Consider the following 16,098-nt stretch of genomic DNA (forward strand, 5'->3'; position numbering starts at 1 on the left):
AAGGACGGCGAGATCCGCGGCCAGATCGAGAAGGCGATGTAGGGTTCGGAAGGATTGCGGTCACTTTGGAAGCCGGCGGGACAGCGCCCCCCTCTGTCCTGCCGGACATCTCCCCCACGAGGGGGGAGATCAGATGTCACGCCGGCTTTCGCCAATCACCAGCGTTGCAGGAATGGCGAGGCGATGGAACTGGTAATCTCCCCCCCTCGTGGGGGAGATGGCCGGCAGGACAGAGGGGGGCGCGAAGGAACTCGGCCTGAACTCTGTCGGCAATTATGCCTTGTCGCGGATCTGCGTCAGCGTGCGGGTCGGCGTGATCGCTTCGGGATCGAGTTTGATCTCGACGATTGCCGGCTTGCCGCTGGCGCGCGCGCGTTCGAAGGCCGGCGCGAAGTCGGCGGTTTTTTCCACCGTCTCGCCATGGCCGCCATAGGCGCGGGCCAGCGCCGCGAAGTCCGGGTTTTTAAGGTCGGTGGCGACGACGCGGCTCGGATATTCCCGCTCCTGATGCATGCGGATTGTGCCGTAAATGCCGTTGTTGACGACGATCACGACGATCGGCAGGTCATACTGGACAGCCGTCGCGAACTCCTGGCCGTTCATCAGGAAGCAGCCGTCGCCGGCGAAGGCGACCACGGTGCGATCCGGGAACAGCGACTTGGCGGCGACCGCGGCCGGCGTGCCGTAGCCCATCGAGCCGGAAGTGGGCGCCGCCTGCGTGCCGAAGCGGCGCGAGCGGTAGAAGCGATGCACCCAGGTGGCATAGTTGCCGGCGCCGTTGGTGAGGATGGCATCCTCCGGCAGGACCTTTCCGAGATAGTCCATGATCGGGCCCATCTGGACCGCGCCCGGGCCGGTCTGGGGCGGCGTCGACCATTCGAGATAGGCGGCGTGCGCCTTTTCCATCTCAGCCGCCCAGGCGGGCTTGGCCGTTGGTTTGCGCTTGGCAAAAGCCTCGACAAAAGCGGCGGGCGACGCGTTAATCGCTATCGTCGGCCGGTAGACGCGGCCGAGCTCGCCGGCATCTGCATGGACATGCACCAGCGCCTGGTCGGGGTAGGGGCTCTTCAGCAGCGTGTAGTCCGAGGACGGCATCTCGCCCAGGCGGCCGCCAAGCAGGAGCACGACATCGGCTTGCTTGATCCGTGCCGCCAACTTCGGATTGATGCCGATGCCGACATCACCGGCGTAGTTCGGATGCAGATGGTCGAACAGCATCTGGCGCCGGAAGGAGCAGCCGACCGGCAGCGACCAGGCCTCGGCGATCTGGCGCATATGCGCCACCGCTTCCTCGTTCCAGCGCGTGCCGCCGAGAATAACGAAGGGCCGCTTGGCATTGCTCAGCAACATCTCCAGCGCGTCGAGCTCGGCTTCGCCCGGGCGCGTCTCGACCGGCGTGTGCGGCAGCGCTTCCGGAGCCTCGACCGCGCTGGTCAGCATGTCCTCCGGCAACGAGATGACCACCGGGCCGGGACGGCCGGAGGTTGCGACGGCGAAGGCACGGGTGACGAATTCTGGAATGCGCGCGGCGTCGTCGATCTCGACCACCCATTTGGCGATGTCGCCGAAGAAGCGCTTGTAATCGACCTCCTGGAAGGCCTCGCGCTCCTTGGCGTGGCTGGCGACCTGGCCGATGAACAGGATCATCGGCACAGAATCCTGCATGGCGATGTGGACGCCGGCCGAAGCGTTGGTGGCGCCGGGGCCGCGGGTGACGAAGCAGATGCCGGGCTTGCCGGTCAGCCTTCCCTGGCAGTCGGCCATCATCGCAGCACCCCCTTCCTGGCGGCAGACGATGGTGCGGATCGAAGAGTCATGCAGCGCGTCGAGCACCGCGAGATAGGATTCGCCCGGGACGCAGAAGATGCGGTCGGTGCCGTTCGCTTCGAGCGCCTCGACGATCAGTTGTCCGCCGGTTTTCATTTTGCTGCTCTCTCCAGTTCGGCAAGGATTTCTTGCGTGTGTTCGCCAAGGCGCGGCGAGGGTCGTTCATAGACGAGCGGCGTGCCCGACATCACCATCGGCGCGCGCACCGAAGGCAGGCGATTGCCGTGGCCGTCGTCGAGATCGAGCCGCATGCCGCGCGCGATGGTCTGTGGGTCGTCGAACATCTGGCCAATGGTGTTGATCGGGCTTGCCGGCACACCGGCAGCCTCGAGCTTCGCCAACAGCGGATCGCGGTCCCAGGTGCTCAGCGTCGCGATGATCAGCTCGCGCAGCTTCACCCGGTTGGCGACGCGGGCGGGGTTGGTGGCGAAATCCGGATTGGCGGGCAGATCGGTCAGCCCGACCGCCGCGCAGAGCTTGCCGAACTGGCCGTCATTGCCGACTGCCAGGATGATGTGGCCGTCCCTGACCGGCAGCACCTCGTAAGGGGCGATGTTCATATGCGCATTGCCCATCTGCACCGGCGACTTGCCGGAAATCAGATAGTTGAGGTTCTGGTTGCCGAGCGCCGAGATCTGGCTGTCGAAGAGCGCCATGTCGATATGCTGGCCCTCACCGGTCTTTTCGGCGTGGCGCAGTGCCGCCTGGATGGCGATCACCGAATAGAGGCCGGTGAAGAGATCCGAGATGGCGACGCCGGCCTTCTGCGGCTCGCGGCCGGGCTCGCCGGTGATCGACATCATGCCGGCCATGGCCTGGATGATGAAATCGTAGCCGGCGCGCGGCGCGTAGGGACCGTCCTGGCCAAAGCCGGTGATCGAGCAATAGACGAGGCGCGGATTGATCGCCTTCAGGCTCTCGTAGTCGAGGCCGTATTTCTTCAGGCCGCCGAGCTTGAAGTTCTCGATCAGCACGTCGGCGGTGGCGACCAGCTTGCGCAACGTCTCGGCACCGTCGGGCTTGGAGAAATCGACGGCGATGGAACGCTTGCCGCGATTGCAGGAGTGGTAATAGGCGGCCGACAGGTTCTCGCCGTCATGGCTCATGACGAAGGGCGGACCCCATTTGCGGGTATCGTCGCCGCCATCGGGGCTCTCGACCTTGATGACATCGGCGCCGAGATCGGCGAGCAACTGTCCGGCCCAGGGACCGGCCAGGATGCGGGCGAGCTCGATAACGCGGATGCCTTTCAGCGGAGGGTCGGCCATGGATCACCGTAATGGGGTCGGAAACGCAGGCTCTATCAACAGCAGCCGCACCTGTCACGGCCCTTGCAGTGGGCCAAGCCGGATCAGGATTTGAGCACGCTGTCCGCCCAAGCGACGAAATCATTCATGACGGCATCGCGATTGATATCGTTCAGGCTTTCATGGCGGGTTTCCGGGTAAACCTTTGAAACCAGATTCGAAAAGCCCATGGCCTGCATGCGCGTTGCCAGGTGATGGACCGCCTTGCCGTAGTCCGACGCAGGGTCCTTCTCGCCACCGACAAGGTTGATGAAGAGATCGCGGCGGACGCCGGTGAAGCTGGAATCCTTGCCGGCGTAAAGCGCCATGTCGACTACGTCGCGCCACATCGAGACCGACGCATCCCAGCCGCAGAGCGGGTCGGCGATATATTTGTCGACCTCGACCGGGTCGCGCGACAGCCAGTCGAACGGGGTCCGGTGATTTGGCACCGCCTTGCCCCAAGCCTGGAAGGTGAGCTTGGGCAGAAGCCGCGACGGCACGTCGGAGCCGAGCCGCATCCGCTCCCAGCCTAGAATGCCAAGCGCCAGTTGCCCGAGCCGGCCTTGCGAGAAATTGCCGTTCCAGATCGCGGCGGCATGGACACGCCCGGAATGGCGCAGGACAAAGTTCAGCGCCACCGAGGCGCCCAGCGAATGTCCAAAGGCGATCACCGGCAAGCCGGGATGCTCGGCCGCGATCAGGTCGTGCACGGCCTCGACATCGGCGATCACCTTGGCGATGCCGTCGCTATCGGCGAATTTGCCGAGCGGCGCGTCGGGCGCCTTCGTCGCGCCATGGCCACGATGGTCATGGGCATAGACATGGAATCCGCGCGGCGCGAGATAATCGGCAAAGCGGGCATAACGCGCCGCGTGCTCGGCCAGTCCATGGTTGATCTGGACCACGGCGCGTGGCTTCGCCTCCGCGTGTTTCACATAGAGGTTGAGGTCGGCCCCGGTCGGTGAGGCCAGGCTGGTCTTTCTGTCAAACGGCATGTGTCGCTCCCTCGGCGACTGTTGGGCGCGGCGTTTGCCGGCGTCAAGAGGATGAGCGCGCTTGCGAACATGCCAATGGGAAGCGCTCAGCTGGGGATTGTTTTTTCGAGCGGCGAAAAAGATCGCAATTCTGACACGTCGACTGTTCTAGTGTGACGTATCCAATACGGTTCAATGATCGCCAGGAGAGCGGGATGCGGGTTTGGGCATTATGGGGTTCGATGGTGCTGGCGCTGGCCGGTGCCGGGGTGGCGCATGCCGACGTGAAGATGAGCGGCACGTTCGTTGCCGATAGCGCCTGCCCGGCGACGCAGGCCATCAAAAGCGGCAAGAACCCCGGCAACATCTCGACCGAAGCCGGCAAAAGCTACGACCTTCTTGCCGGCAACAAGGACGAGCCCACGCACTACCTTATCCAGGTGCCGGGCGCCGACCCAGAGCGGCGCTGGGTGAAGATCAGCTGCGGTCATGTCAGCGGCGGCAGCGCTGCGACCATGCCGGCGCCTTCCGGCCAGGCCAAACCGTCGCCGTCAGCCTCCGGAAAACCCGAATATGTCTTTGCGCTGAGCTGGCAGCCGGCTTTCTGCGAGACCAAGGCGAGCAAGCCCGAATGCAAGGCACAGAGCCCGAGCGAGTTCGATGCCTCGCACTTCACGCTGCATGGGCTGTGGCCGCAGCCGAACGGCAATTTCTATTGCCAGGTCTCGGCGAACGACAAGGCCAATGACAATCCGGCGCATTGGGGAGACCTGCCGCCGGTCGAGCTCGACGCAAAGACGCGTGCCGAGCTCGACCAGGTGATGCCGGGCACGGCGTCCAGGCTCGAGCGCCACGAATGGATCAAGCACGGCACCTGCTACGGCAAGAACCAGCAGGACTATTTCTCCGACGCGCTGAACCTGATGCGGGCGGTGAACGCCTCGGCGGTGCGCGATCTGTTCAACAAGAACATCGGTAAGCAGCTGACGTCGGATGCGATCCGCGGCGCCTTCAACCAGGCTTTCGGTCCCGGCGCCGGGGATCGCGTACGCGTGTCCTGTCTGGTCGACCCGTCGAGCGGCAGGCGTATGATCGGCGAGATCACGCTCGGCCTGTCCGGTCCGATCGGCCCGGACAGCAAGCTGGCCGATCTCCTGATGGCGTCTGCGCCGACAGCCAAAGCCGGCTGCCCGAAGGGCACGGTCGACGCGATCGGTTTTCAATAGGCGAGAATTTTGGTCAGCCCGTTCTTTGTCAGGCTGATCGGGAGGCCGCCTGCAGGATGACAGCCTCGCTGCCAGGTTCGCCGACCACGCGGTCGCGGCCGCTCAACTTCGCCTTGTAGAGGCGCTGGTCGGCCAGCGCGAAAATGTCGGCAAGACAGCGCGTCGTCTCGCTGACGGTGGAGACGCCGGCACTCACGGTGATGTTGTAGCGGCCGGTATGCGCCGAGGTCTTCGTGGCGTTCCTGATAGTCTCGCCGAGCAGCCTGGCCGGCGCGTGCGACTGTTGCGTCAGCACGGCGAATTCCTCGCCGCCGATGCGGAACACCTGATCGTTGCCGCCGACGGTCTCGGCCAGCAGGGCAGCCATCGATTTCAGCACCTTGTCGCCCTCGGCATGACCGAAGCTGTCGTTGATCGACTTGAAATGGTCGACGTCGACAATGAGCAGGCTGAGCGGCTTGCCCATCCTGATGGCGGACGACACCGCGGACTCGCCGTCGGCATCGAAACTGCCGCGATGCAGCAGGCCGGTGAGGCCGTCGCGGCCGACATATTTGATCAGCGCTTCGTAGCGTTCGCGATAGGTGAGGGCGTCGAAAATGTCGGAGAGGCCGCGCGGCACGGCGACATCGTGGTCTTCGACCCATTTCAGATAGGCGACGAGCATGCCGCTATAGGCAAGCGCGGCGCCCATCTTGGCGAACCAGCCGCCGAAGAAGACCTCGAGCGGCGCGCCGGCGACGAAATGCAGCGCGGTGAAGAAGCCGGCCTGATCGAAGGTGAGCACGCAGGCGACCGATGCGAGGATGCGCATGAATGGCCTGGCGCGCAGATAGCTGCCGAGTTTCTCGTAGAGCAGGATGATCAGGATGGAGTCGACGAAGAGCAGCGAGGTGCCCCAGACCATCAACCAACCCATCTCGTCGATGAAGGCGATATCGGGAAGCTTGCCGCTTGGAAGTGGAGCGATCGCGTGCAGGCGCAGGACCAGCACCAGCCCGATCATCACGGCGTTGCCAAGCAGCAGGCCGTAGATCGGCTGGCGAACCGTCGCCGCATCCTCCTTCATGTAGAGCAGAAGCAGCATGACGAGCTTGCCGGAGAAGAGCACGGCGGAGCCCGGCGACACCAGCCCGAACGGCAGCGCGACATAGAAGACGCTGGCAAGGTAGGTTTCGAGGAAATGCATGACGCCGAGCGCGCAGATGAACACGCCAAGCCCGATGCGGCGCCGGAAACGGAAAAGCGTGACCATGGCGCCGAAATAGAGAACCGCTTCGGCAAGGAGCAGGGCACCGTTCAGCACGTCGTCGATCCGATCCTTCCCCGAAACCGCAGCATGGCCGCGATTTCCCAACCTAACATCGTTTTGAAGGCGAATGGTTAAGCTCTGATTTCGCACGATCGCGAGAGCGCCGAAAAAAGCCCTGAGTGAATTTGGGGCGCCGCAAACGGGCGAATCGGCGCGGATTGGCGCGTTTCGCGCCGAAAGCGATTGCCGTTCGACGCTTCATCGCCTACATAGCGCCCAACCCCCATCCACCTTGACACTTCAGTTTCCAGGGAAAGCGCGCGTGGCTCGCCAGTTCATCTATCACATGTCCGGCCTGTCGAAGGCCTATGGCACCAAGAAGGTGCTCGATAACGTTCACCTGTCCTTCTATCCGGATGCCAAGATCGGCATTCTCGGCCCCAACGGCTCGGGCAAGTCGACGATCCTGCGCATCATGGCCGGGCTCGACAAGGAGTTCCAGGGCGAGGCATGGCTGGCCGAGGGCGCAACCGTCGGCTACCTGGCGCAGGAGCCGCAGCTCGACAACACCAAGACCGTGCGCGAGAACGTCATGGACGGCGTCGCCAGGAAGACCGCCATTATCGAGCGCTACAACGAGCTGATGATGAACTATTCCGACGAGACGGCGGACGAGTCGGCCAAGCTCCAGGACGAGATGGACCGGCTCAATCTTTGGGACCTGGAGCAGCAGGTCGAAATGGCGATGGACGCGCTGCAGTGTCCACCGCCTGACTCCGAAGTGACCAACCTGTCGGGCGGCGAGCGCCGCCGCGTGGCGCTGTGCCGGCTGCTGCTCGAACAGCCCGACCTCTTGCTGCTCGACGAGCCGACCAACCATCTCGACGCCGAGACCACGCAATGGCTGGAAAAGCACCTGCGCGACTATCCGGGCTCGGTGCTGATCATCACCCACGACCGCTACTTCCTGGACAACGTGACCGGCTGGATCCTCGAGCTCGATCGCGGCCGCGGCATCCCTTACGAGGGCAATTACACCAAATATCTCGACGCCAAGGCCAAGCGCCTGATCCAGGAAGGCCGCGAGGACGACGCCCGCCAGAAGTCGATCTGGCGCGAGCGCGAGTGGATCCAGTCCTCGCCCAAGGCACGCCAGACCAAGTCCAAGGCGCGTATCAAGGCCTATGAGGAACTTGTCGAGCAGTCGCAGAACCGCAAGCCGACCGACACGCAAATCGTCATCCCGTCGAGCGAGCGCCTCGGCAATCTCGTCATCGAGGTCGAAGGCCTCAACAAGGGGTTCGGCGACGAGCTCCTGATCGAGAACCTGTCGTTCAAGCTGCCGCCGGGCGGCATCGTCGGCGTCATCGGCCCGAACGGCGCCGGCAAGACGACGCTGTTCAAGATGATCACCGGCCAGGAAACGCCGGATGCCGGCTCGATCCGCAAGGGCGAGACGGTGCGGCTCGGCTATGTCGACCAGAGCCGCGACGCGCTCGACCCGAACAAGACGGTATGGGAAGAGATCTCCGGCGGCGCCGAAGTCATCAAGCTCGGCAAGCACGAGGTCAACAGCCGCGCCTATTGCTCGTCGTTCAACTTCCGCGGCGGCGACCAGCAGCAGAAGGTCGGCAACCTGTCCGGCGGCCAGCGCAACCGCGTCCACCTGGCCAAGATGCTGAAAGGCGGCGGCAATGTTCTTCTGCTCGACGAACCGACCAACGACCTCGACACCGAGACGCTGGGCGCGCTGGAAGACGCGCTCGAAGCCTATGCCGGCTGCGCCGTCATCATCAGCCACGACCGCATGTTCCTCGACCGCATGGCCACCCACATGCTCGCCTTCGAAGGCGACGCGCATGTCGAATGGTTCGAGGGCAATTTCGAGGAATATGAGAAGGACAAGCTGCGCCGCCTGGGCGCCGAAGCGGCGACCCCGCACCGCATGACCCACAAGCGGCTGACGCGGTAGGATCAGTCCCCAAGGGCGGCGAACAAAGCAGGGTTCTCACATGGCTGACTGGTCCGCCGCCCAATATCTGAAATTCGAGGACGAGCGCACGCGGCCGGCGAGGGATCTGGTGGCGCAGGTGCCGGTCGATTTTCCGCGCCGCGTCGTCGATATCGGCTGCGGTCCGGGCAATTCCACCGAGCTTCTGGTCGAGCGCTGGCCGGACGCCGAGGTGCTTGGTTTCGATACTTCGCCCGACATGATCGAGAAGGCGCGGGCGCGGCTGCCGAATGTCAATTTCGAGCTGGCGGATGCCGCCGGATGGCGGCCCGAGCATCCCGTCGACGTCATCTTCGCCAACGCCGTCTTCCAATGGCTGCCGGAGCATCCGGCGGTGTTCCAGCGGCTGATGGGATTGCTGGCGCCCGGCGGCGCCCTCGCCATCCAGATGCCCGACAATCTCGGCGAGCCTTCGCACCAGCTGATGCGCGAGACCGCGGCCGAGATGCCGTTCTCGGCGAAGCTCGAGGGCGCGGCGCGCGGGCCGCTGCCGCCGGTTTCCTTCTACTACGATCTTCTGTCGCCGCTCGCCGACCGGCTCGACATCTGGCACACCATCTACAACCATCCGCTGGCCGATGCCGAGGCGATCGTCGAATGGGTCGAGGCGACGGGGCTGAAGCCCTTCCTCGATCCGCTCGATGCGGATGAGAAGAAGCTGTTCCTCGACAGCTACACCGCCAAGATCGCCAAAGCCTATCCGAAAACGGCTACCGGCAAGGTGCTGCTGCGCTTCCCGCGCATCTTCATCGTGGCCAAGCGCGCTTGAGCATCCACCACCTGAATGCCAGCGGTGGTTGTCGAATTAAGCTGGAATAAACCGGGCAAATGCGACAAGTGTAGCGCCTCGCCTCGGCACAACTTGGCGCCCCCTCGGACGGATTGGACATGCATCGCGTCATCATCAGCGGCATCGGTGCCGAAATCCCTGAACCCGTCATCACCAATGAAGAGCTGGTCGCAAGCTTCAACAACTGGGTCGATACCGAGAATGCGCGCCGCGCCGACACCGGCGAGCCGCTCTTGCAGAAATCGGACAGCGACTTCATCGTGCATGCCTCCGGCGTGAGAAGCCGCCATGTGATCGAGCGCGAGGGCATCCTTGACCCGACCCGCATGTCGCCGCGCATTCCGGCGCGCCCGGACGACGCGTTGTCATTGGAGGCGGAGTTCGGCATCGCCTCGGCCAGGAAGGCGCTTGCCCATGCCGGGGTCGACGGGTCGGATATCGACCTGGTGATCTGCTCGGCCTCGCACCATCAGCGGCCCTATCCGGCCATCGCCATCGAGATGCAGGAGGCGCTGGGAACCAAGGGCGCCGGCTTCGACATGGGGCTTGGCTGCTCTTCCGCCGCGGCGGCGCTGCATGTCGCGGTCAACCTGGTGAGGGCAGGGGCGCACAAGCGCATCCTGGTGTCGACGCCGGAGATCATCACCGGGCATCTCAACTTCCGCGACCGGCAGACGCATTTCATCTTCGGCGACGCCTCGGTCGCCATGGTCGTCGAGGGGCTGGCGCAAGGCGAGAAGCGGCCGGGGCGCTTCGAGGTGCTCGACACGCGCACCTGGACGCAGATGTCGAACAACATCCGCACCAATCTCGGCTACCATACGCGCACCGCCCAGGACGATCCCTACATGATCAACCTGGAAGGCAATCTCATCAAGCAGGTCGGCAACAAGGTGTTCAAGGAAGTCACCGTCGCCGGCCAGAAATTCATCGTCGAGTTCCTGGCCGAGCACGGGCTGACGCCGGCAGGCATCCGCCGCTTCTGGCTGCATCAGGCCAATGCGCGCATGAATGCGATGATCCTGAAACTGTCCTTTGGCCACGACGTCGACCATGACCGCGCGCCGATGGTGCTGGAGCGGCTCGGCAACACCGCCGGGGCCGGCGCGATCGTGGCGCTCTCGGAGAACCATGCCGACATGAAGGCCGGCGATTTCGGCCTGATCTGCGCCTTCGGCGCCGGCTATTCGATCGGCGGCGCGCTGCTCAGGATGCTTTAAGCCGGCGCGAAGGGCACCAGCATCGGCACGCGCCTGGCGTAATCGTCATAGGCCGGGCCGAGCTCGCCGCGCAGGAAGCTCTCTTCCAGCCGCGCCTTGACGACGACGCCGACGAGCAACAGCGCGGCGCCGGCGATGCCCCAAACCGTGCCCTTGACGGCCATGGTGGCGAGGACGGACAGCAGCAGTCCGGTGTAGATCGGGTGGCGGACCAGGCCATAGGGGCCGGTATCGATGACGCGATGATCAGCCTTGGCGGTGACGTTTGCCGACCACAGCCGGCCGAGATGCAGGCGCGCCCACCAGGCGAAAGCGATGCCGATGGCGATCAAGGCGACGCATATCCAGGCCTCGGCAAGCGTCGGCGTCCACAGCCGCAGCCTGCCTGCATAGCCGTGCGCCGGCACGAACAGCAGGATGGTGCCGGCGAGCCAAAGGACCCGATAACGCGCCTCCGACTTGAGATCGGCGCGCTTTTGCGCTGGGTCTGCCCAGGCAGCGGCAAGGAGCCAGGATACCACCCAGAACAGCCAAAGCGCCGCTACAGCGTGTCCGACCTGCATGATCGAGCCTCCTCCCTCCCGATATAGCGCGCATCGTTTATGACGGCCGCACGGCGGCAATGCGACGCGTGTGCAGCGGGGCGGCGTTTTCTGGTAATAACGTCGTGATCGCCATCAAACGATGTGATCGGATCATCAGCGCTTTCGACTGGACCGCCTTCTCAGCGGCCTTTAGACCAGCGGCATGCAGGAAACGAACCTAGAGCTTTTTCCAGCGGCCGAACCGACAATCGACATCATGCCCGGCCGCAAGCTGACGGCAAAGGCGGCGGCGCTCTATGCCGCTCCGCACGACCATTTCGAGACGAGGGCGGTCGAAGAACTGCGGCTCGGCTTCGACGGCATCGAGGGCGATTTCCATGCCGGCGCAACGCGGCGGTCGGGCGGGCGCGAGCCTTGGTATCCGCGCGGCACCGAGATGCGCAACGAGCGGCAATTGTCGCTTGTGGCCGCGGACGAGCTCGCCATCATCGCGCAACGCATGGGGCTCGAGGAGATCAAGCCGGAGTGGATCGGCGCCAATCTTGTGGTCGAGGGCGTGCCGCATCTTTCGATGCTGCCAGCCGGCTCGCTGATGTTCTTCAAGGGCGGCGTGACGCTCAAGGTCGACGGCCAGAACAAGCCGTGCCGGTTCGCCGGGCAGTCGATCGCCGAGCATGTCGGCGCAGCGGATCAGGAGGCCACCGCGCTGCTCTTCCCAAAGGAGGCGAAACGGCTGCGCGGCCTTGTCGCCTGGGTCGAGAAGCCGGGCGTCATAAGAGCTGGCGAAGAGATTTCCATCCGGGTGCCCGAGCAGTGGATCTATCGGGCCTGAACAAAGAGGCCGCGCCGCTTTCGCGGCGCGGCGTTCGCGGTTAGGCCGCCTTGCGGTTCTTGTTGGCGCCCTGCGCCATTACCGAGACGTGATCCCATTTCTCCCAAGTGGCAATGCGGTTGGCATATTCCTGCCGGATCATCGGCAGTCCGCCGTCGCCGAAGAACACCCTGAGCGGCGGCTCGGCGGCATCGACGATCGCCAGCATCGCCGGGCCGGTCGCTTGCGGATCGCCAGCGACGGAACGGCTGCGGCGCTCGGCCATCGCTGCGCGGACCGGCTTATAGGCGTCCAACGGCTTGGAGACCCTGGCCGACGGCCCGGCCCAGTCCGTGGAGAAGCCGCCCGGCTCGACAAGGGTGACGTGGATGCCGAAGCCGGCGACCTCGAGGCTGAGCGACTGGCTGAAGGCTTCCAGCGCCCATTTTGAGGCGTGATAAAGGCCGAGCGAGGCAAAGGCGTTGACGCCGCCGATCGAGGAGATCTGGATGATGTGGCCTGAGCGTTGCGCCCGCATGACGGGAAGCACGGCCTGGGTCACCCAAAGCGCGCCGAAGACGTTGGTCTCGATCTGGTCGCGCGCCTCCTGCTCGGTGACCTCCTCGACGGCGCCGAAATGGCCGTAGCCGGCGTTGTTGACGACCACGTCGAGCCGGCCGAAACGCCTGTGCGTCTCGGCAACAGCGGCGTCGACGGCTTGCTTGTCCGTGACATCGAGCTGCATGGCAGCAACCTTGTCGCCATATTTCTCGACGAGATCGGCGAGCGTGCCGGCATCGCGGGCAGTGGCGGCGACGCGATCGCCGCGGGCGAGCGCGGCCTCGGCCCAAACGCGGCCAAAGCCCTTCGACGATCCGGTGATGAACCAAACTTTATCAGTCATGATCTGCTATCCTTGCCCAGAGGGCGATGAATTCGGGGGGTAAACGGAGGAATCTCCGTTTATCCCCATGTACGGCGCCGCCGCCGTTTTTCCAGAGGCGGCACCCGAATTAATTGGCGGGATGCGGCGTAGAGGGCGCAGACGCCTATTCGTCCTCGTCGTCTTCCTGAAGCAGGCGTGTAGCGCGCCAACGGGTGAGCACCTCATTGGTCCGCCCGATGACGAAGAAGCGCGCCGAATCCCGGTCATAGCCCTCGGCGAGCAACTTCTCATAATCTGTGTGGACATGGCGGACATGGGCGATGGTGGCCAGCCATACCGCGATCGTCGGGGGCAGGGTCTTCATATGCACGGAACCGGCGTCGGCGCGGATCTTTTCCATGTCGGCATAGGGCGCAAGCGGCAAAAGCGCGGTCAGCGCCTTGGCGATGGCACGGCGGCGGCCGGTGGGGGCGCTCATTTCTCGTCTCGCCCGGCAATCGTCGCTTCCGGGAAGGCATCCGTGGAAGCGTAATAAGGCTTGATGTCGATGACCGGTGTGCCGTCGAGCACATCGATGGCGTCGATCTCGATCCGACCGGCCTCGATGTCGAGCGCGGCGAGCTTCGCTACATGCAGGCCGACAGGGTTGGGCCGGGCAGGGGAGCGCAGCGAGAAAACGCCTTTCGCTTCAGCCGCGTGGCGCGGTTTCTGCACAATCAGATTCCGCGGCGCGTGATGGAGCCAGGACAGGATGACGACGTGGCTGGCGCGTTCCAGGTTTTGCAACCCCAGGCGATAGGGCTGGTCGATCAGGATTGTCGCGGTTCGCCCGGTTTGCCGGGCGGCGCGCATGTTCTTGGGGCAATCCTCGCGACTGGTCCATGGTGAGACGATGCGGCCGATGAAGCCCACTTGGCCGTCCGGCGGCAACTGCGCCGGGTCGGCAGCAAGAAGCATTTCACCTTGGCGTGTCTCAAACATCCTGTTCATCCCGCCCAGAAACCGCCTGCCGGCGCGGATCGCGGCTGCGCCATTTTCTTGTCCGGAAGCGACATAGCGCTTGCCAGGGTATCAAAATCGACATAAACATATCTTTATATCTTTCAACGAGAGCCCGCTCATGCATGTCTCGCTCGACACAATGGTAGATACATTGAAGGCGGCGGCCGAATCCAGCCGGCTGCGCATCCTGGTGCTGCTTTCACGCGGGGATCTCACCGTCTCCGACCTCACCGAGATCCTCGGCCAGTCGCAGCCGCGCGTCTCGCGGCACCTCAAGCTGCTGCTCGATGCCGGGCTGATCGGCCGCTATCAGGAAGGGTCCTGGGCTTTTTTCAGGCTGACCGACATCGATAATTCGCGCGATTTCGTCCAGCGTCTGGTCTCGGCCATAAGCGAGGCCGATCCGCAGGTGGTGCGAGATCTCGAGCGGCTGGCGGCGGTCAAGCGCAAGCGGCAGGACCGGGCTGCCGAGTATTTCTCCGAGAATGCCGCGAGTTGGGATCATATCCGCTCGCTGCATGTGCCGGACCGCGCGGTGGAAGCGGCACTCATCAAGCTCGTCGGCAAGCGGCCGTTCCAGTCGATGCTCGACCTCGGCACCGGCACGGGCAGGCTGCTCGAAATCTTCGCGCCGCTCTACCGGCGCGGCGTCGGCATCGACATGTCGCGCGAGATGCTGAGCGTGGCGCGCGCCAATCTCGACAAGGCCGGCATCGCCAATGCGCAGGTACGCCAGGGCGACATCTTTTCGCCGCCGGTCGAGCGCAACGCCTTCGATCTCGTCACAATCCACCAGGTGCTGCACTATCTCGACGATCCCGCGCGCGCCATCGCCGAGGCGGCGAGGCTGCTCAGGCCATCAGGCCGGCTGATCGTCGTCGACTTCGCGCCCCACGCGCTCGAATTCCTACGCGACCAGCACGCCCATATGCGGCTGGGCTTTTCCGACCGGCAGATGTCCGACTGGTTCGCCGAGGCCGGCCTCGATCTCGAGGACAGCCAGGAATTCGAGCCGCGTGGCGGTAACGAGGCAAGGCTTACGGTGAAGCTCTGGCTCGGCCGCGATCGGCGACTGCTGATCGCCGATCCATCCAATGACTCGCTACCCGCCAAGGCATATCCAATGGGGGAAACAGCCTGATGAACCAGTTCCGCTTTTCCCGCCGCCCCGACATCGGTGACAAGGTCCGGGTCTCGTTCGAATTCTTCCCGCCGAAGACCGACGAGATGGAAGCAAGGCTGTGGGACACGGTTACAAAGCTGGAGCCGCTCAAACCGAAATTCGTCTCGGTGACCTACGGCGCTGGCGGTTCGACCCGCGAGCGCACGGCGCGCACGGTCAAGCGCATCTTGAACGAGACGACGCTGACGCCGGCGGCGCACATGACTTGCGTCGATGCCGCGCGCGATCAGGTCGACACGGTCATTCGCGAATTCGCGGATATGGGCGTCAAACGTTTCGTCGCGTTGCGCGGCGATCCGGCGGCCGGTGTCGGCGCAAGTTACCACCCGCATCCCGACGGCTATGCCAATGGCGCCGAACTGGTCGGGGCGCTGAAGAACGCCGGCGATTTCGACATCTCGGTCTCGGCCTATCCGGAAAAGCATCCGGAAAGCCCGGATTTTGCCACCGACATCGATATGCTGAAGCGCAAGGCCGACAATGGCGCGACGCGGGCGATCACCCAGTTCTTCTTCGACAACGACCTTTACGAGCGCTATGTCGAGCGGGCGCGCCGCGCCGGCATCTACATCCCGATCGTGCCGGGCATCCTCCCGGTGCATAATTTCACCCAGGTCGCCAATTTCTCGTCGCGCTGCGGGGCGCTGGTGCCGGCCTGGCTGGCCGAGCGCTTCGAGGGCCTGGAGAACGACCCGCAGACGCATGCCCTCGTGGCCTCCGCCGTGGCCGCCGAACAGGTGCTCGACCTTGTCGAGCGCGGCGTCGGCGACTTCCATTTCTACACGATGAACCGCGCCGATCTCGTCTTTGCCGTCTGCCACATGATCGGCATCCGCTCGCATGAGACGGAGGCGGCGGGTTCGGCCGCCGCATAGGGCAGGCTGCAACGGAAAAGGCCGGGTAGAACCCGGCCTTTTCGAACTGTTTGGACTATATCTCGGTACTGGTCTTCCCGGTTTTGGCGGGTCAGGGAAGAACACCTATGATAAGGGCACCGATGAATGCGAATGCGGCACAAATCATCAACGCGTTGATCGGCCTCGTCAGTCCCATGCCATAGCCTCCTCTTCAGAGCTATGGCC

General features: G+C 64.3%; 15 protein-coding genes. 7 read left to right on the top strand and 8 right to left on the bottom strand.

What is annotated here, in order from left to right; translation table 11 throughout:
* Positions 1 to 273: 273 nt before the first annotated feature.
* The 3 genes from LB520_RS00005 to LB520_RS00015 all read right to left on the bottom strand — a co-directional run bounded on the left by LB520_RS00005 (position 274) and on the right by LB520_RS00015 (position 4,111).
* On the bottom strand, positions 274 to 1,923 hold the full coding sequence (locus tag LB520_RS00005) for a thiamine pyrophosphate-binding protein (protein ID WP_224635963.1): 1,650 nt from the start codon (positions 1,921 to 1,923) through the stop codon (positions 274 to 276).
* Complete coding sequence (locus tag LB520_RS00010) at positions 1,920 to 3,095, bottom strand: CaiB/BaiF CoA transferase family protein (protein ID WP_224635964.1); 1,176 nt, start codon at positions 3,093 to 3,095, stop codon at positions 1,920 to 1,922. The genes LB520_RS00005 and LB520_RS00010 overlap by 4 nt, the downstream gene beginning before the upstream one ends.
* A gap of 83 nt (positions 3,096 to 3,178) precedes the next feature.
* Positions 3,179 to 4,111: an alpha/beta fold hydrolase gene (locus LB520_RS00015; protein ID WP_224635965.1), complete on the bottom strand. Its 933-nt coding sequence runs from the start codon at positions 4,109 to 4,111 to the stop codon at positions 3,179 to 3,181.
* 194 nt (positions 4,112 to 4,305) lie between these two features.
* Between LB520_RS00015 and LB520_RS00020 the strand changes: the two genes are divergently transcribed.
* Positions 4,306 to 5,316, top strand: a complete 1,011-nt coding sequence (locus LB520_RS00020) for a ribonuclease T2 family protein (protein ID WP_095768964.1) — start codon at positions 4,306 to 4,308, stop codon at positions 5,314 to 5,316.
* Positions 5,317 to 5,344: 28 nt separating this feature from the next.
* Here the strand turns inward: LB520_RS00020 and LB520_RS00025 are convergent, their stop codons facing one another.
* Entirely contained in the window at positions 5,345 to 6,622 is a 1,278-nt protein-coding gene (locus LB520_RS00025; protein WP_095769028.1) for a sensor domain-containing diguanylate cyclase, read from the bottom strand.
* Between the two features lie 268 nt (positions 6,623 to 6,890).
* On the opposite strand from LB520_RS00025, the gene ettA reads away from it, so the two are divergent.
* The 3 genes from ettA to LB520_RS00040 all read left to right on the top strand — a co-directional run bounded on the left by ettA (position 6,891) and on the right by LB520_RS00040 (position 10,589).
* Positions 6,891 to 8,540 carry an energy-dependent translational throttle protein EttA gene (gene ettA, locus LB520_RS00030; RefSeq protein WP_140839641.1) on the top strand — a complete coding sequence of 550 codons (1,650 nt, stop codon included), beginning with the start codon at positions 6,891 to 6,893 and terminating at the stop codon, positions 8,538 to 8,540.
* Positions 8,541 to 8,580: 40 nt separating this feature from the next.
* On the top strand, positions 8,581 to 9,348 hold the full coding sequence (gene tam, locus LB520_RS00035) for a trans-aconitate 2-methyltransferase (RefSeq protein WP_224635966.1): 768 nt from the start codon (positions 8,581 to 8,583) through the stop codon (positions 9,346 to 9,348).
* Between the two features lie 119 nt (positions 9,349 to 9,467).
* Positions 9,468 to 10,589, top strand: coding sequence for a beta-ketoacyl-ACP synthase III (locus LB520_RS00040; protein ID WP_224635967.1), 1,122 nt, complete (start codon positions 9,468 to 9,470; stop codon positions 10,587 to 10,589).
* On the opposite strand, the gene LB520_RS00045 is transcribed toward LB520_RS00040, so the two are convergent.
* On the bottom strand, positions 10,586 to 11,152 hold the full coding sequence (locus LB520_RS00045; RefSeq protein WP_224635968.1) for a methyltransferase family protein: 567 nt from the start codon (positions 11,150 to 11,152) through the stop codon (positions 10,586 to 10,588). The two genes, LB520_RS00040 and LB520_RS00045, sit on opposite strands and share 4 nt — an antisense overlap.
* 184 nt (positions 11,153 to 11,336) lie before the next feature.
* Between LB520_RS00045 and LB520_RS00050 the strand changes: the two genes are divergently transcribed.
* Positions 11,337 to 11,966, top strand: a complete 630-nt coding sequence (locus LB520_RS00050) for an MOSC domain-containing protein (RefSeq protein WP_224635970.1) — start codon at positions 11,337 to 11,339, stop codon at positions 11,964 to 11,966.
* A 40-nt stretch (positions 11,967 to 12,006) separates the two neighbouring features.
* Here the strand turns inward: LB520_RS00050 and LB520_RS00055 are convergent, their stop codons facing one another.
* The 3 genes from LB520_RS00055 to tsaA form a co-directional block, all read right to left on the bottom strand.
* On the bottom strand, positions 12,007 to 12,849 hold the full coding sequence (locus LB520_RS00055) for an SDR family oxidoreductase (RefSeq protein WP_224635971.1): 843 nt from the start codon (positions 12,847 to 12,849) through the stop codon (positions 12,007 to 12,009).
* Between the two features lie 145 nt (positions 12,850 to 12,994).
* On the bottom strand, positions 12,995 to 13,309 hold the full coding sequence (locus LB520_RS00060) for a DUF2293 domain-containing protein (protein ID WP_224544847.1): 315 nt from the start codon (positions 13,307 to 13,309) through the stop codon (positions 12,995 to 12,997).
* Positions 13,306 to 13,812, bottom strand: a complete 507-nt coding sequence (tsaA, locus tag LB520_RS00065) for a tRNA (N6-threonylcarbamoyladenosine(37)-N6)-methyltransferase TrmO (protein WP_224635972.1) — start codon at positions 13,810 to 13,812, stop codon at positions 13,306 to 13,308. Before tsaA ends, LB520_RS00060 begins: the two co-directional genes overlap by 4 nt.
* Positions 13,813 to 13,951: 139 nt before the next feature.
* Between tsaA and LB520_RS00070 the strand changes: the two genes are divergently transcribed.
* Together LB520_RS00070 and metF are read left to right on the top strand one after the other, a co-directional pair.
* Entirely contained in the window at positions 13,952 to 14,974 is a 1,023-nt protein-coding gene (locus tag LB520_RS00070) for an ArsR/SmtB family transcription factor (RefSeq protein WP_095768972.1), read from the top strand.
* Positions 14,974 to 15,891, top strand: coding sequence for a methylenetetrahydrofolate reductase [NAD(P)H] (gene metF, locus LB520_RS00075; protein WP_224522885.1), 918 nt, complete (start codon positions 14,974 to 14,976; stop codon positions 15,889 to 15,891). The genes LB520_RS00070 and metF overlap by 1 nt, the downstream gene beginning before the upstream one ends.
* Positions 15,892 to 16,098: the final 207 nt, after the last annotated feature.

This window comes from Mesorhizobium sp. CA12 (genome assembly GCF_020165255.1).
In the GTDB taxonomy this organism is placed as follows: domain Bacteria; phylum Pseudomonadota; class Alphaproteobacteria; order Rhizobiales; family Rhizobiaceae; genus Mesorhizobium.